The organism is Nonomuraea coxensis DSM 45129 (assembly GCF_019397265.1).
In the GTDB taxonomy this organism is placed as follows: Bacteria; Actinomycetota; Actinomycetes; order Streptosporangiales; family Streptosporangiaceae; genus Nonomuraea; species Nonomuraea coxensis.
Window position 1 is genome coordinate 1085990 of record NZ_CP068985.1, and the last position, 22685, is coordinate 1108674.

23 protein-coding genes are annotated in these 22685 nt (G+C 72.6%); 15 read left to right on the top strand and 8 right to left on the bottom strand.

Features of this window, described 5'->3' with window-relative positions:
* Window positions 1–239 precede the first annotated feature (239 nt).
* The 12 genes from Nocox_RS05565 (at window position 240) to Nocox_RS05620 (ending at window position 10554) form a co-directional block, all read left to right on the top strand.
* Window positions 240–911: a hypothetical protein gene (locus Nocox_RS05565; RefSeq protein WP_020545803.1), complete on the top strand. Its 672-nt coding sequence runs from the start codon at window positions 240–242 to the stop codon at window positions 909–911.
* A 1-nt stretch (window position 912) separates the two neighbouring features.
* Entirely contained in the window at window positions 913–1629 is a 717-nt protein-coding gene (locus Nocox_RS05570) for a hypothetical protein (RefSeq protein WP_020545802.1), read from the top strand.
* Window positions 1626–2921 (top strand): TadA family conjugal transfer-associated ATPase, encoded by a 1296-nt coding sequence (locus Nocox_RS05575; protein WP_020545801.1) that lies wholly within the window; start codon window positions 1626–1628, stop codon window positions 2919–2921. The genes Nocox_RS05570 and Nocox_RS05575 overlap by 4 nt, the downstream gene beginning before the upstream one ends.
* A 3-nt stretch (window positions 2922–2924) precedes the next feature.
* Window positions 2925–3773: a type II secretion system F family protein gene (locus tag Nocox_RS05580; protein WP_020545800.1), complete on the top strand. Its 849-nt coding sequence runs from the start codon at window positions 2925–2927 to the stop codon at window positions 3771–3773.
* A complete protein-coding gene (locus Nocox_RS05585) occupies window positions 3766–4689 on the top strand; it encodes a type II secretion system F family protein (RefSeq protein ID WP_020545799.1) in 924 nt (307 codons plus the stop codon). The genes Nocox_RS05580 and Nocox_RS05585 overlap by 8 nt, the downstream gene beginning before the upstream one ends.
* Window positions 4686–4916, top strand: a complete 231-nt coding sequence (locus tag Nocox_RS05590) for a hypothetical protein (protein WP_020545798.1) — start codon at window positions 4686–4688, stop codon at window positions 4914–4916. Before Nocox_RS05585 ends, Nocox_RS05590 begins: the two co-directional genes overlap by 4 nt.
* The gene (locus tag Nocox_RS05595) at window positions 4900–5349 is read left to right on the top strand and encodes a TadE family protein (protein WP_033410527.1); all 450 of its coding nucleotides are present in this window, start codon (window positions 4900–4902) and stop codon (window positions 5347–5349) included. The genes Nocox_RS05590 and Nocox_RS05595 overlap by 17 nt, the downstream gene beginning before the upstream one ends.
* Window positions 5346–5738: a TadE/TadG family type IV pilus assembly protein gene (locus Nocox_RS05600; protein WP_157383322.1), complete on the top strand. Its 393-nt coding sequence runs from the start codon at window positions 5346–5348 to the stop codon at window positions 5736–5738. The genes Nocox_RS05595 and Nocox_RS05600 overlap by 4 nt, the downstream gene beginning before the upstream one ends.
* Window positions 5735–6136, top strand: coding sequence for an Rv3654c family TadE-like protein (locus Nocox_RS05605; protein ID WP_051112695.1), 402 nt, complete (start codon window positions 5735–5737; stop codon window positions 6134–6136). Before Nocox_RS05600 ends, Nocox_RS05605 begins: the two co-directional genes overlap by 4 nt.
* A 70-nt stretch (window positions 6137–6206) precedes the next feature.
* Entirely contained in the window at window positions 6207–8978 is a 2772-nt protein-coding gene (locus Nocox_RS05610; RefSeq protein ID WP_063711687.1) for a bacterial transcriptional activator domain-containing protein, read from the top strand.
* Window positions 8975–9628, top strand: a complete 654-nt coding sequence (locus Nocox_RS05615) for a hypothetical protein (RefSeq protein ID WP_157383321.1) — start codon at window positions 8975–8977, stop codon at window positions 9626–9628. Before Nocox_RS05610 ends, Nocox_RS05615 begins: the two co-directional genes overlap by 4 nt.
* Entirely contained in the window at window positions 9625–10554 is a 930-nt protein-coding gene (locus Nocox_RS05620; RefSeq protein ID WP_157383320.1) for a hypothetical protein, read from the top strand. The genes Nocox_RS05615 and Nocox_RS05620 overlap by 4 nt, the downstream gene beginning before the upstream one ends.
* On the opposite strand, the gene Nocox_RS05625 is transcribed toward Nocox_RS05620, so the two are convergent.
* The 6 genes from Nocox_RS05625 to Nocox_RS05650 form a co-directional block, all read right to left on the bottom strand.
* Window positions 10548–11438, bottom strand: coding sequence for a hypothetical protein (locus Nocox_RS05625; RefSeq protein WP_026214891.1), 891 nt, complete (start codon window positions 11436–11438; stop codon window positions 10548–10550). The two genes, Nocox_RS05620 and Nocox_RS05625, sit on opposite strands and share 7 nt — an antisense overlap.
* A gap of 31 nt (window positions 11439–11469) precedes the next feature.
* Window positions 11470–11982, bottom strand: a complete 513-nt coding sequence (locus Nocox_RS05630; protein WP_020545790.1) for a methylated-DNA--[protein]-cysteine S-methyltransferase — start codon at window positions 11980–11982, stop codon at window positions 11470–11472.
* Window positions 11979–13388, bottom strand: a complete 1410-nt coding sequence (locus tag Nocox_RS05635) for an AlkA N-terminal domain-containing protein (protein ID WP_020545789.1) — start codon at window positions 13386–13388, stop codon at window positions 11979–11981. Before Nocox_RS05635 ends, Nocox_RS05630 begins: the two co-directional genes overlap by 4 nt.
* Before the next feature lie 70 nt (window positions 13389–13458).
* Window positions 13459–14397 (bottom strand): NYN domain-containing protein, encoded by a 939-nt coding sequence (locus tag Nocox_RS05640; protein WP_026214889.1) that lies wholly within the window; start codon window positions 14395–14397, stop codon window positions 13459–13461.
* Window positions 14398–14504: 107 nt separating this feature from the next.
* Entirely contained in the window at window positions 14505–14717 is a 213-nt protein-coding gene (locus Nocox_RS05645; protein WP_033410519.1) for an acyl-CoA carboxylase subunit epsilon, read from the bottom strand.
* Window positions 14714–16312: an acyl-CoA carboxylase subunit beta gene (locus Nocox_RS05650; RefSeq protein WP_020545786.1), complete on the bottom strand. Its 1599-nt coding sequence runs from the start codon at window positions 16310–16312 to the stop codon at window positions 14714–14716. The genes Nocox_RS05645 and Nocox_RS05650 overlap by 4 nt, the downstream gene beginning before the upstream one ends.
* Before the next feature lie 36 nt (window positions 16313–16348).
* On the opposite strand from Nocox_RS05650, the gene Nocox_RS05655 reads away from it, so the two are divergent.
* The 3 genes from Nocox_RS05655 to Nocox_RS05665 all read left to right on the top strand — a co-directional run bounded on the left by Nocox_RS05655 (window position 16349) and on the right by Nocox_RS05665 (window position 21458).
* Complete coding sequence (locus tag Nocox_RS05655; RefSeq protein ID WP_020545785.1) at window positions 16349–17203, top strand: ABC transporter ATP-binding protein; 855 nt, start codon at window positions 16349–16351, stop codon at window positions 17201–17203.
* Window positions 17200–18768, top strand: coding sequence for a hypothetical protein (locus Nocox_RS05660; protein WP_020545784.1), 1569 nt, complete (start codon window positions 17200–17202; stop codon window positions 18766–18768). Before Nocox_RS05655 ends, Nocox_RS05660 begins: the two co-directional genes overlap by 4 nt.
* Window positions 18769–18836: 68 nt before the next feature.
* A complete protein-coding gene (locus tag Nocox_RS05665) occupies window positions 18837–21458 on the top strand; it encodes a phosphoenolpyruvate carboxylase (RefSeq protein WP_033410516.1) in 2622 nt (873 codons plus the stop codon).
* A 95-nt stretch (window positions 21459–21553) separates the two neighbouring features.
* Here the strand turns inward: Nocox_RS05665 and Nocox_RS05670 are convergent, their stop codons facing one another.
* Complete coding sequence (locus Nocox_RS05670) at window positions 21554–22501, bottom strand: epoxide hydrolase family protein (RefSeq protein ID WP_246649835.1); 948 nt, start codon at window positions 22499–22501, stop codon at window positions 21554–21556.
* A complete protein-coding gene (locus Nocox_RS42790) occupies window positions 22447–22638 on the bottom strand; it encodes an epoxide hydrolase N-terminal domain-containing protein (protein WP_246649940.1) in 192 nt (63 codons plus the stop codon). The genes Nocox_RS05670 and Nocox_RS42790 overlap by 55 nt, the downstream gene beginning before the upstream one ends.
* Window positions 22639–22685: the final 47 nt, after the last annotated feature.

The following is a 22685-nucleotide window of genomic DNA, read 5'->3' on the forward strand; positions in this document are numbered from 1 at the left end:
AGAACGCGGTTCTGTGGATAAACGCGCGCGAGCCGAGTGACCTATGTGACGGAAGTGGCGGCAATAAGGGGGAAAATGCCGTTCCGTCAACCGGATAGAAACAACAGGCATCGTTGACCGCCGCTTGACATCTCGCCACCTGCGAAACGAGCATTGGTCCTCGCATTCCGGCCACGCCGCCCCGACATGCCCCACATAATGGCGGGGATTCCTTAATTCACTTTGGGAGCCCCCCACCCATGAGGACCAGTGAAAAGCCTGCCGTCAACGCGGCGGCGGGGTTGTCCGGCCCGGCCTCGCGCAAGCTCCCCGTGCCACCCAGAGAACGCAAGCCGGCCCTGGCCGCGCTCGCCGTCCTGCTCATCCTCGGCGGCGCGCTCGCCACGACCCTGCTCGTGCTCAACAGCGGCGGCCGCGTCTCGGCCATCCGGGTCGTCCAGCAGGTCGGCGCCGGTCAGAAGTTCCCGCCCGAGGCGCTCGAAGAGGTCAAGGTCGCCGGCGAGGGCGTCGACTACGTGAGCTGGTCGCAGCGCGAGCTGGTGACGCGCAGCTTCGCGACGGTCACGATCCTCCCCGGCACCCTGCTGACGAACCGGATGGGCGCCCGCGCCAGCACCGAGCTGGGCGAGGGAAAGGCCACCGTCGGATTGTCGTTGAAACCCGGCCAAATGCCGGCGGGCATTCAGCAGGGCGACCGCGTTCAGGTCATTTACGTGCCCAGCCGGACCAGTCAGGGGCAAACCCGCGTGCTCGCCGCTAATGCGCTCGTCTTCTCCGCCGGCGGCGACAAGTCCAGGTCCGGAAATTCAGGCCAGATCACGGTGGTGGTGGATTCATCGGCCGCACCGGAAATAGTGGGTTTCGCCTCCAGCGGCGAGATCGCCGTCGCCGAGCTTCCGGGAGCGCGCTGACGTGGGACTGATCGTGCTGGCCGCCGACAAGGGCGCGCCGGGCGTCACCACGGCCGCGACGGCACTGGCCGCCGTGTGGCCGCGGCCGGTGCTGCTGGCCGAGTGCGACCCGGCCGGCGGCGACCTCGCCTACCGCCTGCCCGCCGCCGACGGCGGGGTGCTCAACCCCGGCAAGGGCCTGCTCACCCTGGGCGCCACCGCCCGGCGCGGCCTGGAGCCCGCCCAGATCCACCAGCACACGCAGAAGATCATCGGCGGGCTCGACGTGCTGGCCGGGCTCACCCACGCCGAACAGGCCGCCGGGCTCACCTGGCTGTGGGGCCCGCTCGGCCGGGCGCTCGCCGCGATCCCCGACGCCGACGTCATCGCCGACTGCGGCAGGCTCGGCGCCCACCCCCAGCTCGGCGACCTGCTCGCCGAGGCCGAGCAGGTCGTGCTGCTCACCCGGGCCACCCTCGACCACGTCGCCCACCTGCGCGAGCGCCTGCAGGTCACCAAGGCACACGGCGTCGTCGTCATCGCCGACCCGCGCGCCTACCGCGCCTCCATCGACGACGTACGCAGGATCGTCGGCCCGAGCGTGCAGTTCGTCTACGGCCTGGCCCACGATCCCAAGGGCGCCGAGCTGCTGCGCGGCCAGTGGGGCGGCCGGCTCGACCGTTCCCTCCTCATCCGTACGGCCCGCGACCTCGCGGCGAGGCTGGTGAGCCACCGATGATCGATCACCTGCTGGTCAAGCGCTTCCGCCAGGAGGTCGGCGACCGCCTGGCCCACCAGCGCCGGCTCGACCAGGCCAACGGCCTGCCCGCCATGACCGGCGAGGACGAGCGCCAGTTCGCCAGGGCGCTGATCTCGCAGGTCCTGGAGGAGCACGCGCGCGGCGAGATCGGCTCCGGCCGCACGCCGCCCACGGTCGAGGAGGAGGAGGCGCTGGCGGCCGGCATCCACGCCGCGCTGTTCGGCGTGGGCCGCCTCCAGCCGCTGCTCGACGACGCCCAGGTCGAGAACATCGACATCAACGGCTGCGACCGCGTCTTCGTCAGCTACGCCGACGGCCAGGAGCTCATGCACGACCCGGTCGCCGAGTCCGACGAGGAGCTGGTCGAGCTGATCCAGATCCTGGCCGCGTACTCGGGGCTGTCGAGCCGGCCGTTCGACACCGCCAACCCGCAGCTCGACCTGCGCCTGCCCGACGGCTCGCGGCTGAGCGCGGTCATGGACGTCACCGTACGCCCCGCGATCTCCATCCGCCGCGCCCGCCTCGGCAAGGTCTTCCTCAGCGACCTCGTGGGCAACGGCACGGTCGGCCCCGACCTCGGCAGGTTCCTCAGCGCGGCGGTCGCCGCCCGCAAGAACATCATGATCGCCGGGTCCACCAACGCCGGCAAGACCACCCTCCTGCGGGCGCTGGCCAACGAGATCCCGCCCGCCGAACGCCTCATCACCGTCGAACGCGCCCTGGAGCTGGGCCTCGACCAGTTCCCCGAGCTGCATCCCAACGTCGTCGCCTTCGAGCAGCGCCTGCCCAACTCCGAGGGCCAGGGCGAGATCTCCATGGCCGAGCTGGTCCGCCGCTCGCTGCGGATGAACCCCAGCCGCGTCATCGTCGGCGAGGTGCTCGGCGACGAGATCGTCACCATGCTCAACGCGATGACGCAGGGCAACGACGGCTCCCTGTCGACCATCCACGCCAACTCCAGCATGGAGGTCTTCAACCGCATCGCCACGTACGCGCTGCAGGCCGGCGAGCGCCTGCCCATCGACGCCACCCACATGCTCATCGCCGGCGCGATCGACTTCGTGGTCTTCGTCGAGAAGCGCAACGACTACCACCGCGGCGGCACCCTGCGCCGCTACGTCTCCAGCGTCCGCGAGGTCAACGGCTGCGACGGCCGCGTCCTGTCGAGCGAGGTCTTCGCGCCGGGCCCCGACGGCTCCGCCGTGCCGCACGCGCCCGTCTCGTGCCTCGACGAGCTCATGGCGCACGGCTACACCCCGGGGGGATGGTGACCGATGGGCCTGACCGTGGACCCGTTCGCCCTGCTCGCCGGCGCCCTCGCGGGCGGCGGCCTGTTCCTGCTGGTCCTCTCCCTGTACGGCCTGCGCCCCCGCCCGCCGCAGCCCAAGCGCCACCTGGTCAGGATGCTGACCACGCGCGGCGCGGTCGCCGCCGTGAGCGCCTCGCTGGTCCTGCTCATCACCCGGTGGCCGGTCGCGGCGGTGGGCACCGTGCTGCTGGTGTTCGCCTGGCGTGGGCTGTCGGGCGGCGCGGCCGAGGAGCGGGCCGCGATGCGCCGCCTCGAAGGGCTCGCCGCCTGGACGGAGTCGCTGCGCGACACCATCGCGGGCGCGGCCGGGCTGGAGCAGGCGATCCCGTCGTCGATCAGGGCCGCCGCGCCGACGCTCCGCCCGCACCTGCGCGCCATGATCGACCGGCTGCACACCAGGATGGCGCTGCCCGAGGCGCTCGCGATCTTCGCCGACGAGCTCGACGACCCGTCGGCCGACCTGGTGGTGGCCGCGCTCATGCTCAACTCCAAGCTGCGCGGCCCCGGCCTGCGCGACGTGCTCGGCGCGCTCGCCGTCTCGGCCCGCGAGGAGCTCGACATGCGCCGCCGCGTCGAGGCCGAGCGCCGCGCGACCCGGCGCAGCGTGCAGATCGTGGTGATCACCGCGCTGGGCTTCGCCGCGCTCCTCGTGCTGTTCAACGGCGACTACGTCGAGGAGTACGACGACCCGCTCGGCCAGGCCGTCCTGGTGGTCGTCGCCGCGCTGTTCGGCGCGGGGTTCGCGTGGATGCGCCGGCTGGCCGGGTTCGACAAGCCGACGCGGCTGCTGACGGGAAGGGGCGGCGATGGTTGAGGGCGCGCTGGCCGGAGCCGCGCTCGGGCTCGGGCTGTTCGTACTCGTACGCGCGATCTTCCCGGCCCGTCCCGGGCTGGTGGCGCGGCTGCTCGCGCTGGACGCCGTCCGCGAGGACGCCGGCGCGCCGCGCATCCAGCTCATGCTGCCCGAGGAGGAGGTCGGCGCGTTCCGCCGCAACCTCGGCGTACGGCTGGCCGCGCTCTACGCCGCGCGCGGCTGGGAGGTCAGGTCCGTGCGATCGGACCTGGCGCTGCTCGGCCGCTCCTTCGAGGCGTTCCTCGCGACCAAGGCGCTCCTCGGCGCCGCCGGCCTGCTGGCGTTCCCGCTGCTGCTCGGCTGGCTGGTGCTCATGGGCTGGGGCAGCTCGCCGGCCATCCCGTTCTGGGTGGCGGTGCTGGCCGCGGTCGTCTTCTTCTTCCTGCCCGACCTGCAGATCCGCAAGGAGGCCGCGGCCCGCAGGCGCGACTTCCGCCACGTGGTCGGCGCGTTCCTCGACCTCGTCTCCATGAACCTGGCCGGCGGCCGCGGCGTCCCCGAGGCGCTGATGATGGCCGTCACGATCAGCGGCGAGCAGCCCAACTGGGCGATGGGCCGCATCCGCGACGCGCTGAGCGGCGCGCGGATCGTCGGCATCACCCCCTGGCAGGCGCTCGGCCAGCTCGGGGAGGAGATCAACGTCGACGAGCTGCGCGACCTGTCGGCGGCGCTCGGCCTGGTGGCCGACGACGGCGCCAAGGTGCGCTCGTCGCTCACGGCCAGGGCCGCCACCCTGCGCCGCCGGGAGCTGGCCGAGATCGAGGGACGCGCGGGCGAACGCTCGCAGTCGATGCTCGTCGCCCAGCTCCTGCTCTGCGCCGGTTTCGTGATCTTTCTCAGTTATCCCGCCGCGATGAAGATGTTGGGGGTCTCATGAACCATCCCTGGATCGTCTATCTCCGTGCGTGCCTCGCCGTACGCGTCCACCGGGCCAGGACCGCGCCCACCCGGGGCGCCTCCGCCGTCGAGTGGGTGATCATCACCGCCATCATCGCGGGCGTCGCGCTCGGGCTGGCCACGTTGATCAGAACGCTGGTGGAGCAGCAGCAGGGCCAGATCGAGCAGAGCTTCGGCGGCGGTGGCGGCGGTGGCGGCGACGAGTAGCCCGCGCCGCCGCCGCCCGGCCCGGGAGCGTGGCGCCAGCGCGGTCGAGCTGGCGCTGCTCATGCCGGTCATCCTCGCGGTGGCCCTGCTCATCGTGCAGGTGGCGCTCTGGTTCCACGCGCGTCAGGTCGCCGAGGCGGCCGCCCAGGAGGGGGCGCGCGTGGCCAGGGCGTCGCCGATCGACTCGGCCGCCTGGGAGGGCGCCGCCACGGCCAAGGCGACCGAGATCGTCCGCGCGGTCGGGCCGCGGCTGCTCGGCGGCGCGACCGCCACGACGTCCGAGAGGGAGCCCGACGAGCGGTTCGTCACCGTGACGGGCAGCGCCGTGCAGGTCATCCCGCTGCTGCCGTCGCTGACGTTCACGATCAGCGCGACGGCGGGCGGGCCCGTCGAGTGCTTCCGGCCCGACAACGGGGGCGAGGACTGCCAGTGAGAGCCGATCGCGAGCGCGGGTCCATGGCCGTGGAGACCGTCATGCTGGCCCCGGTGTTCCTGCTGTTCCTCATGTTCCTGGCCGGGGCCGGGGTGCTGGTGGAGTCGCAGGGCCGGGTCAACGGCGCGGCCAGGGACGCCGCCCGCGCCGCCTCCGTGCAGCGGACGTTCGACGACGCCCAGGGGGCCGCCGACGCCATCGCCGAGGCCACGCTCACCGGCCCCTGCGGGTCGCCGGCCGTGTCCCTGGGCGGCTCCGCGTGGGAGCAGGGCGGGCAGGTCGAGGCCGTCGTCACCTGCGAGCTGGACCTCGACTTCCTCGGGTTCGGCGCCAAGCGGCTCACCGGCACCGCCGTCGTGCCGCTGGAGCGGTTCAGGAGGGTCGAGTGAGCGAGCGGGGGTCCATGTCGGTGTTCACCGTGCTGTTCTCGGTGGTCGCGTTCCTCCTGGCGGGGCTGCTGGTGGACGGCGGCGGGGCGATCAACGCCCGGCTGCGGGCCGCCGACGTGGCCGAGCAGGCCGCGCGGGCCGGCGCCGACCAGATCGACGAGGACCTGCTGCGCACCAGCGGCGAGACCCGGCTGCTCGGCGAGGACCGCGTGTGCGCCCGCGCCGGCGAGATCGTCGCCTCCCAGGGCGGCGACGTGCGCGCCGGCCGCTGCTCGGTGGAGCAGGAGCAGGTGACGGTCAGTGTGTCGGTGCGCTGGGAGGCGTTCTTCCTCGGCGCGATCGGGTTCCCCGGATCGGAGATGACCGGCGAGGCCACCGCCGCGCCCCAAGCGAGATAGACCGAAAGGCTCCACTCAGTGGCACGCGGAACGCGCGAGGCACGACGCTGGGCGGGCGAAAGGAGAGGCGATGCCGACGCGAGAGCCAGCGCGTCCCCACGGGCGTCCCGCGGGGCGTGCCCACGGGCGGCACAGCCCCGCGCGCATCCCGGCCAGGCGCGGCCCCGGCGACGTGCTCGCCGGGCTCGGCGCGCTGGTCCTGCTGGTCGCGCTCGTGGGCGGGGTGCCGTACGCGCTGCTCAGGTTCGTCGGGCCGCCGATCGACCCCGCCCAGTTCGACGTGCGGACGCTGCTCAGCCAGGCCGGGCCGAGCACGATCACGGCGGTGCTGGTCCTGCTCGTGTGGCTCGCCTGGTTCCAGCTCTTCGTGTGCGTGCTCGTCGAGGTGTACGCCGGCGTCCGCAGGATCGGCATGCCCGCCCGCGTGCCGATGTCCGGAGGCACCCAGGCGCTCGCCAACAAGCTCGTCGGGGCCGTGCTGCTGCTGTTCACCACCGGGGCCATGGTCGCGCCGATCGCGAAGCTCGCGCCGGCGCCCGCCCCGCCGCCGATGACCGCGGTGGCGTACTCGGCGCCGATCGTCGAGAAGGCGACGCTCGACACCCAGCAGACCAAGAAGGTGTACGTGGTGCAGCCGCCCCACGGGCGCCACCACGAGAGCCTGTGGGAGATCGCCGAGAAGTGCCTCGGCGACGGCCGCCGCTACCACGAGATCTACCGGCTCAACCAGGCCAAGGAGCAGCCGGACGGCTCCCGCCTGCGGATGGCCGACCTGATCAGGCCCGGCTGGGTGCTCGACATGCCGGACGACGCCCGCCACACGCACACCGTCCCCGCCGGCCAGCCGCGCGAGCAGACATTACGCGACCATCCGGGCCGCGCCGAGGTCCCCCGCTCGGTGGAGCAGCGCGCCGACCGGGCCGAGCGGCAGGCCGAACAGAAGAAGGACGTCGAGCGCCGCACCGAGAACAGGGGCGGCGCCAAGCACCGCCTGCCCGAGCAGGAACGCCGGCTGCCCGAGCAGGAACGGCGGCGGGAGCAGCCGGTGGCGCGCGAGGCGCAGTCCGGCACGCTCATGGACTATCTCGCCCCGGCCTCGCTGGCCGCCGCCGGGCTGCTGTTCGTGCTCTCCCGCCGCCGCCGCGAGCAGCTGTGGAACCGGCTGCCCGGCCGCCGCATCGCCCGCCCGCAGGGCGACGCCGCCGAGGCCGAGGTCGCGCTCCGGCTGGGCGGCGACGCGCCGGGGGCCCGCATCCTCGACATCGGCCTGCGGCTGCTCGGCGCCGAGCTGGCCGCCCGGCACCGGACCCCGCCCACGGTGTACGCCGCCCACCTGTCCGCGCGCACGCTCGACCTGTGGGTGCACCCGCCCGACCCCGACCCGCCCGCGCCCTGGGTCGCCCAGGACGGCGGCCAGGTGTGGCGGCTGCCCGCCCACGAGGGCCGGCTGCTGGAGGACCAGCCGGGCGGCGCGCCGTACCCGGGGCTCGTGTCCATCGGCGTCAACGCGGGCGGCCGGGTGCTCGTGGACCTGGAGGCGGCGCAGGGCCTGATCAACGTACGCGGCCCGCAGACCACGGCCGCGCTGGCCGCGATCGCCGTCGAGCTGGCCACGAACCGCTGGTCCGACCGCATGCGGGTGACGCTCGTCGGGTTCGGCGAGGAGCTGACCGCCATCGCGCCCGACCGGATCAGGGCCGTCGGCGGCCTGGCCGAGGTGCTGCCCGAGCTGGAAGCCGCCGCCGCGCCCCGCGAGCAGGTGCTGACCGGCCGGGTCACCGGCAGCCCGCGCGAGGCCCACTACCTGCTGTCGGCGGTCGCGCCCACGCACGAGGAGGCCCGCCGGCTGGCGCTGCTGGCCCGCAGGGACACCGCCGGGTACGTGGTGGCCGGCGACATCCCCCACGCCACCTGGACCCTGGAGATCACCGACGACGGCAAGGCCCGCATCGCCGAACTCGGCTTCGAGGTCGAGGCCCAGCTCCTGCCCCGCCGCCACTACCGGGCGCTGGTCGACCTCTTCCGCACCGCGGGCCGCATGGAGGGCGAGCCGATCCCCGAGCCGGAGCCGCTGGTGGGGCTGCACCCGCCGGCCGTCGAGATCCGCCTGCTCGGCCCGGTCGAGGTGCGGGGCCTGCGCCCGCTGGAGGAGGGCCGGCTGGCGCTGGCCGCCGAGATGCTCGTCTACCTGGCCACACATCCGGGCGGCGTACACCCCGTCGTGCTCGGCGGCGTGCTGTGGCCGCGCGGCGTGCAGGACCTGGTCAGGGACGCCACGATCGCCCGGGTCGCGGAGTGGCTGGGGCCCGGCCACCTGCTCACGGACGAGGCCGGGCGGCTGCGGCTGGGGCCCGAGGTGCGTACGGACTGGATGTTGTTCCGCGAGCTCGTCCGCCGCGCCCGCGACGACGCGATGGCCCGGCCCGTCCTCCTGGAGAAGGCGCTCGGCCTGGTCAGGGGCCCGCTGCTGGCCGGCAGGCCGCCCGGCAGGTACGCCTGGCTGGCCGCCGAGGCCCTGGAGTACGACGTGGCCGCCGGCGTGGCCGACGCCGCCCACCAGCTCTGCGAGCTCCGGCTCGCCCAGGACCGGCCGGACGCCGCGGTCGCCGCGGTCCGCCAGGCGCTGCTGCTCGCCGCCGACGACGAAGGGCTCTGGCGCGACCTGCTGCGGGCCACGCACGCCACCCAGGACGGCGTCGGGCTGCGGGCCGTCGTCGAGGCGCTGACCCGGCGGGCCGCCTCGCACCCGTACGGCGGCGCGCTCGCCCCGGAGACCGAGGCGCTGATCGAAGAACTGCTGCCCACGTGGCGCATCCACGTCGTGAGGGAGTCATCCGCATGAGACGAGCAGCGATGGCGCTGGTCCTGCTGGTCCTGCTGGTCCTGGCGGGCTGCGGCCAGCAGGAACGGCCGTACTCGCCGGGGGGCGAGCCCTCGGCGGGCGGCGGCGGCACCGCGCGGGCGGCGGCGCCCGAGACGACCCCCGACGAGACGACCCCTGACGAGACCGCCGCGGCCGAGGACGGCAAGCAGACCGTCACCATGGGCGGCGGCAGGTTCCGGGTCGAGATCGACTGGCCCGCCGAACGGGATCCCCTGGTGAAGCTGATGGCCGGCTACATGGTGGCCATGCGGAAGGCGCTCGTCGCCGGCGACGAACGATACCTGCGGGACGTGGAGTTCGAACTCTCCGCCGCCCCGGCCGCGTACGACTGGTTGAAGTACCACACCGACAGGGAGCAGACGGTGCGAGGCGTCACCCGGCTCTACGACCTGCGCGTCGCCGCGAAGATGGGCAAAGGCGCTCAGGTCAACGTGTGCGTGGACGAGACGGGCGCGCGGGTCGTCTCGTCACGTACCGGGAAGGCCGTCTCGCCCCGCCCCTCATGGGTCCGCGCCCCCTACCTCCAGGCCCTGATCGCGCACCGGGGCGACGACGGCGTGTGGCGGATCAGAGGCATCCGCTACGACTTGAAAGGGTGCCCGGCATGAACCCCCTCCTTCCCGTGGCCGTCGCGGGCCTGCTGATGCTCGCCGGCACGACGGCGGCGCCCCCGACGGGTGACACGATCGACCAGGGGCGCACGAAAGGCGTCGTGCTCTCCCACTCCAAGATCGTCATCTCGGGCGACGGCGCGCGCGGCGGGAAGTCCGACGGCTACGTGCTCAAACGGCCCTGCTGGTACGAGCCGGGCCTGGACGCGCAGGAGATGCTGAAGACGCAGGAGGATCTGCGCGCGTACTTCTTCAGGTTCAGCAAGGACGCGACCGCGGAGAAGTTCGAGAAGTTCCTGGAGCAGTTCAGGGAACGGATCGGGCAGCAGGGCCGCTGGTGGGGGCCGGCGTACAACGCGGCCGACCCCAAGGGCGAGGCGTGCTTCGGCGCGCTCGACCCGTTCGTCTTCGTGCCGCCGGGCACCACGCCGCCGTCCGGGATCACCGTCCAGGAGCTGGCCGAGATCGCGCGGGCCGCGTTGACCGTGCCCGAGCCGACGGTCCGGCTGAGCCCCGACGCCAAGAGCTACGTCAACCTCCCGACCTGGGTGTGGCTGGAGGGCATCGGCGCGCCGACCAGGTCGGTGACGGCGACGATCCCCGGCGTGATGAGCGCGACCGTGGTCGCCACCCTCCAGGAGATCAAGATCGACCCGGGCACCGGCGGCGACCGGGCCGAGGTCACCGTGAGCGGCTGCGGCGCCCAGGGCAAGCCGTACGTGAAGGGCGGCACGTTCTCCTGCGGCGTGCGCTATCTGCGCTCGTCCGTGGACCAGCCGCAGGAGAAGTACACCCTGACCGTCACCACCGTGTGGCCCGTCACCGTCCAGGGGGACGTGGCGGCGCAGTTCGCCCCCGTGGAGGTGGGCACGACCCGCGACGTGCCGGTCGGCGAGATCCAGAGCAACGTCCGGCCTCAGTGACCGGAACCGGCCTCCTCCTCGAAGAGCTCGTCCACGCTCGCGACGGTGAGCGCCTTGTCGACCCAGGCGAGCAGGAGCTCCGGGTCCTCGCAGGTGTGGATGCGTTCCCGCGCCTCCTCGGGCACGGTGAGCCCCCGCCCTTCGAGGATGCGCAGAACGGCCTTGGCCTCCCCCTGTGCGATCCCCTGCGCGATGCCGTGGTCGACCCACTCGCGGACCAGCTTGCTTCGAGGCTCGTAGTAGGTGCCCATGGTCATCGAGATCTCCTTGAACTTGGCGACGACGAACTCCGGCAGCACCGAGAGCACGAGGTCAGAATAACTTTTGAGCTCCTCGGGCAGGTGCTCATGCGCATCGTGGAATGTCTGCAGGACCTTGAAACCCTCCTCGGTCGGGCCGTGCACGATGGCGGAGAGAGCGGTGAGCTCCGGCTCGGCGATGGCCCTTTCGAGGTCGGTGATCATCGGAACCTGTTCAGGGCCGATGACGATCGGCCGGAGGGACCATCCCGGGTGACCCATGTCGATGGGCCGGCCGCACCTGACCGCCACCCGCGTGTCCGGGCAGAAGACGAGCAAGGTGCACGGACATTTGAGCCGAGCCCGTAGCGTGGCCAGGTAGACGGGCCAGGACCAGGTCTTCTCTTCGCGGTAGGCGCGCTGGACTTCCAGCACGATGCCGGACAGCGGCTTGCCGCCGGCCAGGACCACGACCGAGTCCGCGCGGTATTCCGTCGGAACGCAGTCGGTGAAGTCGGGGCTTTCGAGCCGGGCCTCGTCGAAGGCGGGCACCGACACGCCCATCTCGGTGAGCAGCGTGGCCACCAGCGATGGGCGGTTCCGTACTAGTTCGAGCAGGAACTCATGTTCCTGGGTGGGGGACATGCCGAACACATTACCTAATGTGATTGATCCATTACATGAAGTTATCCTTTCGTCCTGATTCGTGGGCGAGCAGCCATTCCTTGACCGGGACGCCGTAGTAGTAGCCGCCGTAGCCGCCCGTGCTCGGCAGGACCCGGTGGCAGGGCACGAACGGGGCGATGAGGTTCTGGGCGCAGGCGGAGCCGGCCGCGCGGGCCGCCGTACGGGGGAGGCCGGCGCGTTCGGCCAGCTCGGCGTAGGAGACGGTGGTGCCGGCCGGGACCTCGCGGAGCGCGGCGTGCAGGCGCCTGCGGGTGGGGGAGCCGGGCTGCTCGACCGGTACGTCGTCCAGGGCGCCGAGGTCGCCCGCCAGGTACGCGCGCACCGCGTCCACGGCCGGCCCGAGGTCGTCCACCACCTCCAGCCCCTCCGCGCGCAGCTCGGGAGCGAGCCGGGCGAACATCTGCTCGGGGTCGGCCGTGAAGCCGGCCGCCACCAGCACCTTGTCGCGGGCCAGCAGCGCGAGCGGGCCGATCGGGGTCGGGACGAGCTGTGCAGCGATCATGATGAGCTCCAGAGGTGCAGCGCGGCGTAGGCCCGCCAGGGCCGCCACCGCTCGGTTTCGTCGTCGGCGATGCCCAGGGCGGCCATCCGCTTCCTGAGCACCAGGTCGCCCGAGGGCCAGGCGTCGGGGTCGCGCAGCGCCCGCAGCGCGACGTAGCCGGCGGTCCACGGGCCGATGCCGGGCACGTCCAGCAGCGCCGCCACGGCCTCGGCGGGGTCCTGGCCGCCGTCGAGGTCGAGGTGGCCCTCGGTGATCCGGGCGGCCAGCTCCTTGAGTGTGGTGATGCGGCGGCCGGTGAGGCCCAGCCCGGTGAGGTCGGTCTCCAGCAGGTGCTCCGGGGTGGGGAAGAGGCCGCCGGGCGCGGCGGCGCGGGCGACGATGCGGCCGAGCAGCGTACGGGCCCCGGCCACGGAGACCTGCTGCCCCACGACCGCCCGCACGGCCAGCTCGAACCCGTCGAACGTCCCCGGCACCCGCAGCCCCGGCCGGGCCGCGACCAGCGGCCCGAGCGAGGTCCGGCCGAGCGCCTCGGAGATCGCCTCGGGGTCGGCGTCGAGGTCGAGCAGCCGGCGGCAGCGGGCCACGACGCGGGCGAGCTGCCGCGTGTCGGCCACCGCCACATCGAGCGCGACGTGGCCGGGCCTGGGCGTGAGCGTGATCGTCCCGCCGGGGACGGCCCGCGCGTACGAGGTCCGGTCCGCGCTCTCCAGCCCCGGGATCGCCCGGGCGGCGAGGAACGCGAGGACCGCGTCCACGTCGTACGGCTCCCGCCGGTGCAGCCGCAGCCGCAGCGGCGCGGCGGCCCCGGCGGCGTCCGGCACGGCGGCCGGCCGGCCTCCGGCCGTGGCGCGCAGCTCGCTGGGCGTGAACCCGTACGTCTCCCGCATCGTCGCGTTGAACTGCCGCACGCTGCCGAACCCGGCCGCGAACGCCACGTCCGTGATCGGCAGCGCGGTCTCCGTCAGCAGCTGCTTGGCCAGCAGCAGCCGCTTCGTCCGCGCCACCGCCAGCGGTCCCGCCCCCAGCTCGGCCACGAACAGCCGGTGCAGGTGCCGCTCGGTGATGTGCAGCCGCCTGGCCAGCCCGGCGACGCCCTGCTCGTCGGCCGCGCCGTCGTCGATGAGCCGCAGCGCCCGGCCCACGAGGTCGCCCCGCAGGTCCCAGCCGGGATCGCCGGGCGACAGCTCAGGACGGCAGCGCTTGCACGGCCGGAACCCGGCCGCCTCGGCCGAGGCCGCGTGCCGGTAGAAACGTACGTTCCTGGACGCGGGCGTACGCGCCGGGCAGATCGGCCGGCAGTAGATGCGCGTCGTCGTCACCGCCGTGTAGAAGCGCCCGTCGAACCGGGCGTCCCTGGCGGAGACGGCCCGGTAACAGGAGTCGAAGTCCAGCTCCAGTGGAGACATACTTCGACGGTACGCGCTGCCAGGAGGCGGCGACCGGCGGTTTTCGGACCTGATCGTCCGCGACGTGGAGCTACTTGGAGGAGACGCCGACCCCCAGGTCGAACTCCCGGTAGACGCGCGCCCAGAACCCGTCGCGCAGCCACACCCGCGCCTCGGGGAAGGGCCGCAGCGAGTGCCCGAGCTCCTTCTCGGCCTCGATCAGCAGCTCGGTGTCGATGACGGTCGGCAGGATCGGCCCCGGCAGCAGGTCGCGGATGTTGTCCCGGCCGCGGGTGAGGATCCACTTCTGGGCGACGTGCTCGCCGACGTCCTCGACGCGCGGGCGGCTCGGGCCGAGCTTGGCGACCTGTCCGGGCTTGGCGTGCGGTTTGACCGGCGCGCGGCCGGCGAAGACCTGGGCGGGCGACGGCGTGACCGGCGGGGCGACCGCCACGGGCTGCGGAGCACGGCTGAAAAAGGGCCTCAGGAAATCAGCGGAGATCACTTCGACGGTGTCGGACTCCCACACCAGGCGTTCGGCCTGGTTGGTGCCGTATGGGGGCTCGACCCCCCACAGGTGGATGCGGACGCCGTACGCCTGCGCCGCCTCCACCGCCGGGACCATGTCCTCGTCGCCGGCCAGCAGGATGGTGTCGGTGACCGCGTGGTGCCTGGCCAGCGCCTCCAGATCGCTCCTGATCTGGGCGTCCACGCCTTTCTGCTGGCCACGGGCGTTGAGGTTGCCAAGCCGTACCTTCACCCAGGGGAGCTGGGCGATGACCCGCTGATCGACGGTGGGCACCCGGTCGCGGGCGGCGTCATACCAATAGATCCGCAAGAGTTCGCCAGAAATACGTTCCTCTGCATGTTTCTGCAGACTCTGGATGAGCTCATCTGCGGCCACCCGATATTCCTTGCGTTCCTTCGCGCCCAGCAGCACTTCACCGGCCGCCGCGTAGAGATAACCGACATCCACCAGGACTGCGTACTTGGCTGCCACAGGATGCGGCATGAGGTCTGGGATGGCCATGTCGTCCTCCAGGCCGCGGTGTTAGTTGATCGGCTGACTATATACGCCTACTTTCTCTAGATAGTCCCAACTCCCGGGGAACTTGACACCCGATTCCCAGGATCTATCTAGGGCAGGGCGCTCATCCGCCATGCCGACTTCCCTGGGACGACAGGCTTACGCATCCCTCTAGCTGGGTTTCGCCATGTTTGGGGCGGGGGCTGGGAAGCGGGCTCCGGTGGGGCCTGCCGGGTGGCCAGCGCGACCACCAGGGCGGCGAGCTCCTCGGGCGTGGCGTCGCCGCGGACGACGCGCAGCGCGGGTGCCGGTCGCGGGGTCACAGCGGGATGTTCCCGTGCTTCTTGGGCGGGAGCGTGGCGCGCTTGTTGTGGAGGGCGCGCAACGCCCGGACGACCTGCGGGCGGGTTTCGGACGGCCGGATCACCGCGTCCACGTAGCCGCGTTCGGCGGCGATGTACGGATTGGCCAGCGTGTCCTCGTACTCGGTGACGAGCCTGGCGCGCTGGGCGTCGGGGTCCTCGGCGGCGGCGAGCTCGCGCCGGTAGAGGATGTTGACCGCGCCCTGCGCGCCCATGACCGCGATCTGCGCGGTGGGCCAGGCGAGGTTGACGTCCGCGCCGAGGTGTTTGGAGCCCATGACGTCGTACGCGCCGCCGTACGCCTTCCGGGTGATCACCGTGACCAGCGGGACGGTGGCCTCGGCGTACGCGTAGAGCAGCTTGGCGCCGCGCCGGATGATTCCGTTCCATTCCTGATCGGTGCCGGGCAGGAAACCCGGGACATCGACAAAAGTCAGGATAGGAATATTAAACGCATCACATGTTCGAATAAAGCGGGCTGCCTTCTCGGATGCGTTGATATCCAGACACCCCGCGAAATGCATGGGCTGGTTGGCCACCACACCCACCGGCCGGCCGTCCACCCGGCCGTAGCCGACCACGATGTTCGGCGCGAACCGCCCGTGAACCTCCAGGAACTCCCCGTCGTCCAGCACCCGCTCGATCACCCGGTGCATGTCGTACGGCTGGTTGGGCGCGTCGGGGATCAGCTCGTCCAGCTCGGGATCGGGATCGAGGTCCGCGGCGGCCGGCTGGGCCGGGGGCTCGTCCAGGTTGTTCGACGGCAGGTACGACAGCAGCGCCCGCACGTAGTCGAGCGCGTCGTCCTCGTCGGCCGCCTGGTAGTGGGCCACGCCCGACCGCGTGTTGTGCGCGTGCGCCCCGCCGAGCTCCTCGAACGTCACCTCCTCGCCCGTCACCGTCTTGATCACGTCGGGCCCCGTGATGAACATGTGCGACGTCTGGTCCACCATCACCACGAAGTCGGTCAGCGCGGGGGAGTAGACGTGCCCGCCGGCCGCCGCGCCCATGATGAGCGAGATCTGCGGGATCACGCCCGAGGCGTGCACGTTGCGCTTGAAGATCTCGGCGTACAGGCCGAGCGCGACCACGCCCTCCTGGATCCGCGCGCCGCCGCCCTCGTTGATGCCGATGATCGGGCAGCCCGTCTTGAGCGCCAGGTCGAGAACCTTGACGATCTTCTCGCCGTAGACCTCGCCGAGCGAGCCGCCGAAGACCGTCACATCCTGGGAGAACACGCAGACCTGCCGGCCGTCGACCGTGCCGTGCCCGGTGATCACGCCGTCCCCGTACGGCCGCCGCTGGTCCAGGCCGAACATCGTCGAGCGGTGCCGGGCGAAGGCGTCGAACTCCACGAACGAGCCCTCGTCCAGCAGCGCCAGCACCCGCTCCCTGGCGGTCATCTTGCCCTTGGCGTGCTGCTTGTCGACGGCGGCTGCCGACCCGGCGTGCACCGCCTCGTCCAGCCGGCGCTCCAGGTCGGCGATCTTCCCGGCGGTCGTATGGATATCCGGCTTGTCCGGCTGCTCCCGTGGTGACTCGGCGGCTGCGCTCATGCGCGCAAGGCTAGTACCTCCTCCTAGAGTGGATCCATGACGGATGCCGTACGCACTCACGGCCTGTTCAAGAGGTACGGGCAGCAGATCGCGGTGGCGGGGGTCGACCTCGTCGTCCCGGCCGGCAGTTTCGCGGGCCTGGTCGGACCCAACGGCGCGGGCAAGACCACCACCCTCAGCATGATCACCGGGCTGCTCCGCCCCGACGGCGGCACGGCCGAGATCGACGGCTTCCACGTCTGGCGCGACCCCGTCGAGGTCAAGGCCCGCATCGGGGTGCTGCCCGAGGGGCTGCGGCTGTTCGAGCGGCTGTCCGGGCGCGAGCTGCTGATCTACTCCGGGCGGCTGCGCGGCCTCCCCAAGGCCGAGGTCGAGCGCCGGGCCGAGGAACTGCTCGACGTGATGGACCTCACCGGGGCCGCGGACAAGCTCGTCGTCGACTACTCCACCGGCATGCGCAAGAAGATCGGGCTGGCCTCGGCGCTGCTGCACAACCCGTCGGTGCTGTTCCTGGACGAGCCGTTCGAGGGCGTCGACCCGGTCAGCGCCAACACGCTCACCGAGGTGCTGCGCGGCTTCACGGCCTCCGGCTCCACCGTCATCTTCTCCAGCCACGTGATGGACCTCGTCGAGCGGCTGTGCGACTGGGTGTCGGTGATGAACCAGGGGCACATCGTGGCGCAGGGGCCGCTGGAGCGGGTCCGCGACGGGCGGCGGCTCAACGAGGCGTTCCTGGAGCTGGTCGGCGGCACCGGGCACGCCCACGGCGGCGCCCTGACCTGGCTCGGCGCCAAGGCCCGCCCCCCGGAACCGGCCCCCGCCCCCGCGCCTGAGCCCGCTCCCGTCCCTGAGCCCGCTCCCGTCCGCGAGTCCGGGAAGGACGCGCCGTGAGCACGGTGGCGCTCTTCGCGCGGCTGAAGCTGCGCCTGCTCGCCGGCAACCTGCGCGGCGACCTCCAGCGCAAGCTCGGCTTCCTGCTCACCACCGTGGTCGCGCTCGGCACGGCCGTGCTCGGCTTCCTCCTGATGAGCCTGCTGCGGCTCGCGCCCCGCGACCTCGCCGTCGAGCTGGTGATCGTCGCCTTCGCGCTGTTCCTGCTCGCCTGGATGATCGTGCCGCTGCTGGCCTTCGGCCTGGACGACACGCTCGACCCGGCCAAGCTCGCGCTGTTCCCGCTGCCCGCGCGCCGCCTCGCGGTCGGCATGTTCACCGCGTCCGTGACCGGCGTGTGGCCGCTCGCGATGCTCGCCGTCACCGCCGGCGCGCTCATCGCGCTGCCGGCCGGGATCGGCGGCGTGCTGCTCGGCGTGCCCGCCGTGCTGCTGCAGTTCGCGCTCTGCGTGGTGACCTCGCGCCTGATCACGACGGCGCTGTCCAGCGGGCTCCGCACCCGGCGCGGCCGGGACGTGCTGGCCGTGGCCGCCCTCTTCGTCGTGCTGCTCGCGCAGCTCCCCAACCTGCTGATCAACCGGGGGTTCGGCGACCCGGCGGCGCTGCTGCACGGGCTGGCCGGCGTGCTCCGCTGGACCCCGCCCGGCATGGCGGCGCACGCGATCGCCGACGGCGGCCTGGCCGGCCTGGCCGAGCTGGCGTTCCTGGCGCTGCTCACGGCGGCGATCGGCTGGCTGTGGATCAAGGCGCTGAGCCGGGCGCTGGTGACGCCGGACGTCTCCACGCAGGCGGCGTCGGTGCGCAAGGACAGCGGCTGGATCGACCGGGTGCTGCCCGACGGGCCGCTCGCCGCCGTCGTGGGCAAGGAGCTGAAGTACATCAGGCGTGAGCCGCGGTTCCGCGTGGGCTGGTTCAGCGCGGTCGTCGTCACGCTCGTGCTGTCGTTCTCGCTGGGCCGCACCGCCGGTGAGGGCGGGCCGGGCCCGGCGCTGCCGATCGTCATCACCGCCTTCGGCGCGCTGATGATCGCTCTCCAGTCGGGCAACACGTTCGGCTTCGACGGCCGCTCGCTCTGGATGAACGCCGTGACGTTCGGCTCCGAACGCGGGCTCGGCACCGACCTCGCCGGCCGCCACCTCGCCAACGCGCTCATCGCGACGCCGCTGCTGGCCGTGATCGCGGCCGCCACCGGGCTGTTCACCGGGCATCCCGGCTCGATCCTGCCCGCGATGCTGGCCGGGTGGGGCGCGCTCGGCATCGGGCTCGGCGTCGGGTCGGTGACCAGCGTGGTGCTGCCGTACGGGGTGCCCGAGCGGATGAACGCCTTCAGCAGCGCCGCCCCCGGCCAGGGCGGGCAGGCGTTCGCGTCGTCGATGGGGGCGATGGCCGGCATCGCGCTGCTGTCGCTGCCGTTCCTGGTGCCGCTGGCGTTCGGGCTGCTGTGGGTGAGCGTGGCGGCCCCCTTCTACGGGCTCCTCGTCGAGGTCCTCGGCCGCCGCCTCGCGGCGCGGATCGGCTTCGCCCGCCTGCCGGAGCTGATGGCGGCCGTCGCGAAGGCGTCCTGACCAGTGGTCTAGTCCAATAAGTGAGACCGGTCTACGGCCGGGAAAACCGACTCGCTACCCTTCGAAGCATGATTGACCAGGGGTTCGAACGTCGCAGCGCGGCCGTGACGGAGATGCCGGACGAGCTGCGCCACGATGTGCGGCTGCTCGGCAAACTGCTCGGCCAGGTCCTCGCCGAACAGGGCGGCGAGGACCTGCTGGCCGACGTCGAACGGTTGCGCAAGGCCGTCATCGCGGCGCGCAGGGGCGAGGTCTCGGCCGACGCGATCACCGACATGGTCGCCGGCTGGGAGATCGAGCGGGCGGTCGAGGTCGCCCGCGCCTTCACCTGCTACTTCCACCTGGCCAACCTGGCCGAGGAGCACTACAGGATCCGCACGCTGCGCGAGCGGGACGCCGAGGGCAGGCTCCAGCGCGAGTCGCTGGCGCAGGCCGTCCACGAACTGGGTCACGAGCGGGTGACCGAGCTGCTGGACGGTCTGGAGCTGCACCCGGTGCTCACCGCGCACCCGACCGAGGCGCGCAGGCGGGCCGTCGTCACCGCCATCCAGCGCGTCAGCCACCAGCTCACCGAGCACAACACGCCGGGCCGCGGGGCCACCGAGCGCGCCGAGAGCCGGCGCCGCCTGCTGGAGGAGATCGACCTGCTGTGGCGCACCGCCCAGCTCCGCTCCACCAAGCTCGACCCGCTCGACGAGGTGCGCACCGCCATGGCCGCCTTCGACGAGACCCTCTTCCGCATGGTGCCCCAGGTCTACCGGGCGCTCGACGCCGCGCTCGACCCGGCGACCGGCACCCGCCCGCCGCAGGCCAGGCCCTTCATCCGGTACGGGAGCTGGATCGGCGGCGACCGCGACGGCAACCCGTACGTGACGGCCAAGGTCACCCGCGACACCATCCAGATCCAGTCCGACCACGTGCTGGCCGCGCTGGAGGCCGCCTGCACCCGCATCGGCCGCACGCTGACCGCCTCCGCCCAGTTCGCGCCGTGCTCGCCGGAGCTGAAGCGGGCGCTGGCGGCGGCCGTGGCCGCGCACCCGGAGGTCGTCTCCGAGCTGGCCACCCGCTCGCCGCGCGAGCCGCACCGGCAGTGGCTGCTGTTCGTGGCCGCGCGCATCGCCGCCACCCAGCGCCGCCACCTCGACCTGGCCTACCGCTCGCCCGCCGAGCTGCTCGCCGATCTGCGGCTGGCGCAGGAGTCGCTGGCCGCCTCCGCGCCGCGGCAGGCGTACGGCGAGCTGCAGCACCTCGTCTGGCAGGTGGAGACGTTCGGCTTCCACCTGGCCGAGCTGGAGGTGCGCCAGCACTCGCAGGTGCACGCGAGCGCGCTGGAGGAACTGCGGGCCGGCGGCGAGCTGTCCGAGCGCACCGAGGAGGTCCTGGCGACCATCCGGGTGATCTCCTGGATCCAGGAGCGGTTCGGCGTCACGGCCTGCTCCCGCTACGTCGTGTCCTTCACCCGCTCCGCCGAGGACATCGCCGCCGTCTACGAGCTGGCCAGGCACGCGCTCGGCGACGGCGCGCCGGTGCTCGACGTGGTGCCGCTGTTCGAGTCCGGCGAGGACCTCGCCAACTCGCCCGGCGTGCTCAGCGGCATGCTGGAGATCCCCGAGATGCGGCGCCGGCTGGACGACAACGGCCGGCGCATGGAGATCATGCTCGGCTACTCCGACTCGGCGAAGGAGCTCGGCCCGGCCGCGGCCACCCTGCGCCTGTACGAGGCCCAGGAGGCGCTGACCGCCTGGGCCGCCGAGCACGACGTCAACCTGCGGATGTTCCACGGCAGGGGCGGCGCGCTCGGCCGCGGCGGCGGCCCGGCGAACCGGGCGGTGCTGGCGCAGGCGCCCGGCTCGGTCGCGGGCCGGTTCAAGGTCACCGAGCAGGGCGAGGTCATCTTCGCCCGCTACGGCCACATCGCGATCGCCCGCCGTCACCTGGAGCAGGTCACCAACGCGGTCCTGCTGGCCTCCTCGCCCACGGTGAGCGCCAGGACGGAGGCCGCCGCCGAACGCTTCCGCGGGCTGGCCGAGCAGGTGGCGGTGGCCTCGGAGCAGGCGTACCGGGCGTTGACCGAGGCTCCCGGCTTCCCCGAGTGGTTCGGCCTGGTGAGCCCGCTGGAGGAGATCGGCACGCTGCGGCTCGGCTCCCGCCCGGCCCGCCGCGGCCTCGGCGCGCCGCGCTCCCTCGACGACCTGCGGGCCATCCCGTGGGTGTTCGCCTGGGCGCAGACCCGGGTCAACCTGCCCGGATGGTACGGTCTCGGCTCCGGCCTGGCCGCCGTCGGCTCGCTCGACGAGCTGCGGGCGGCGTACGCGGAGTGGCCGCTGTTCAACGCGCTGCTGGACAACGCCGAGATGTCGCTGGCCAAGACCGACCGCTCGATCGCCAAGCGCTATCTGGCGCTCGGCGGCCGCGAGGACTTCGCCCGGCAGGTCCTGGAGGAGTACGACCGCACCCGCGACCTGGTGCTCAGCGTGACCGGCCACGCCCGGCTGCTGGAGAACCGCAAGGTGCTCTCGCGTGCCGTGCAGCTGCGCGACCCGTACGTGGACGCGCTGTCCCACCTGCAGCTGCGCGCCCTGCGCGCGCTCCGCACCGAGAACCCCTCGGAGCGCGAACGCGAGCGGCTGTCCACCCTCCTGCTCCTGTCGGTCAACGGCGTCGCCGCCGGCCTCCAGAACACCGGCTGAACGCCATGGGTTCCCCTCCCGTGGGGGCGACGATAGGGCTGCGTGGCCGGGCGGGGAGGGAGCCTGTGGTGCCCTCTCGGTGACTGTCCGGTTACTCAGCCGGCCATGCCGGTGAAGAACGCGACGATGTCCGAGGTGAGCGGCTCGGTGGCGGTGTGGGCGGTGTAGTGGCCGCGGGCCGGGGCGGGGAGCGTACGCCAGGAGACGATGCGGCTGTGGTCGCGGTCGGCGAAGCGGCGGATCGACTTGAAGTCGCCCTCGGCCATGGCCAGCGCGAGCGGCACCGTCGTCGGCTCCTTCGGCTGCTCCATGCGGGCGTTCTCCCAGTACAGCCGCAGGGCGGAGCCGGCGGTGCCGGTGAGCCAGTGGACGGCGGCGTTGGCGAGCACGAAGTCGTCGTCCAGGTCCTCGTCGAAGAGCTGGGTCAGCCAGCCGACGAGCCCGGCGGGGGAGTCGGCGAGGGCGTGGGCGAGGGTCTGCGGCTGCTGGGACTGCAGGACGTTGAAGGCGCCCTTCTCCTTCCAGAACCAGTCGAGCACGGCGAGCCCCGCCTGCTCCTCCTCGCTCAGCCCGGCGAACTCGGCCGGGTCGCCGGAGGGGAAGGAGTAGACCTGCGTCACGTGCACGCCCACCACGCGCTCGGGGGCGAGCCTGCCGACCTCGGGGGAGATCATGGAGCCGGCGTCGTTGCCGACCGCGCCGAAGCGGTCGTAGCCGAGCCGGGACATCAGCTCGGTCCAGGCGCGGGCGATGCGCTGGTTGTCCCAGCCGAGTTCCTGGGTCGGGCCGGAGAAGCCGTAGCCGGGCAGGGAGGGGATGACCAGGTGGAAGTGGCGCGACAGGGGCTCGATCGCGTCGAGGTACTCGACGATCGAGCCGGGCCAGCCGTGGGTGAGCAGGAGCGGCAGGGCGTCGGGGTCGGCCGCGCGGACGTGCAGGAAGTGGATGTTCTGGCCGTCGATCTCGGTCGTGAACTGGGGGTGGGCGTTCAGCCGGTCCTCCAGCGCGCGCCAGTCGAACCCGTCGCGCCAGCGGGTGACCAGGCGCCCACCCGCTCGACGGTCACGCCCTGGTCGGCGCCGGGGATCTCGTCGGTGAAGCGGGTGAGGGCGAGGCGGGCCTGGAGGTCGTCGAGGTCGGCCTGCGGGACGGCGACGCGGAAGGGGGTGATGGTCGTCATGACGGGATCCTCTCGGAACGGTTCGTTCTGTTCCAATAGTACCAGAA

Coding starts and splice junctions, on each gene's coding strand:
- Nocox_RS05620 (WP_157383320.1), top strand. CDS start 9,625: ATGAACCCCCTCCTTCCCGTGGCCGTCGCGGGCCTGCTGATGCTCGCC.
- Nocox_RS05635 (WP_020545789.1), bottom strand. CDS start 13,388: ATGTCTCCACTGGAGCTGGACTTCGACTCCTGTTACCGGGCCGTCTCC.
- Nocox_RS05575 (WP_020545801.1), top strand. CDS start 1,626: ATGATCGATCACCTGCTGGTCAAGCGCTTCCGCCAGGAGGTCGGCGAC.
- Nocox_RS05610 (WP_063711687.1), top strand. CDS start 6,207: ATGCCGACGCGAGAGCCAGCGCGTCCCCACGGGCGTCCCGCGGGGCGT.
- Nocox_RS05625 (WP_026214891.1), bottom strand. CDS start 11,438: ATGTCCCCCACCCAGGAACATGAGTTCCTGCTCGAACTAGTACGGAAC.
- Nocox_RS05665 (WP_033410516.1), top strand. CDS start 18,837: ATGATTGACCAGGGGTTCGAACGTCGCAGCGCGGCCGTGACGGAGATG.
- Nocox_RS05615 (WP_157383321.1), top strand. CDS start 8,975: ATGAGACGAGCAGCGATGGCGCTGGTCCTGCTGGTCCTGCTGGTCCTG.
- Nocox_RS05585 (WP_020545799.1), top strand. CDS start 3,766: ATGGTTGAGGGCGCGCTGGCCGGAGCCGCGCTCGGGCTCGGGCTGTTC.
- Nocox_RS05640 (WP_026214889.1), bottom strand. CDS start 14,397: ATGGCCATCCCAGACCTCATGCCGCATCCTGTGGCAGCCAAGTACGCA.
- Nocox_RS05630 (WP_020545790.1), bottom strand. CDS start 11,982: ATGATCGCTGCACAGCTCGTCCCGACCCCGATCGGCCCGCTCGCGCTG.
- Nocox_RS05565 (WP_020545803.1), top strand. CDS start 240: ATGAGGACCAGTGAAAAGCCTGCCGTCAACGCGGCGGCGGGGTTGTCC.
- Nocox_RS42790 (WP_246649940.1), bottom strand. CDS start 22,638: ATGACGACCATCACCCCCTTCCGCGTCGCCGTCCCGCAGGCCGACCTC.
- Nocox_RS05580 (WP_020545800.1), top strand. CDS start 2,925: ATGGGCCTGACCGTGGACCCGTTCGCCCTGCTCGCCGGCGCCCTCGCG.
- Nocox_RS05590 (WP_020545798.1), top strand. CDS start 4,686: ATGAACCATCCCTGGATCGTCTATCTCCGTGCGTGCCTCGCCGTACGC.
- Nocox_RS05655 (WP_020545785.1), top strand. CDS start 16,349: ATGACGGATGCCGTACGCACTCACGGCCTGTTCAAGAGGTACGGGCAG.
- Nocox_RS05650 (WP_020545786.1), bottom strand. CDS start 16,312: ATGAGCGCAGCCGCCGAGTCACCACGGGAGCAGCCGGACAAGCCGGAT.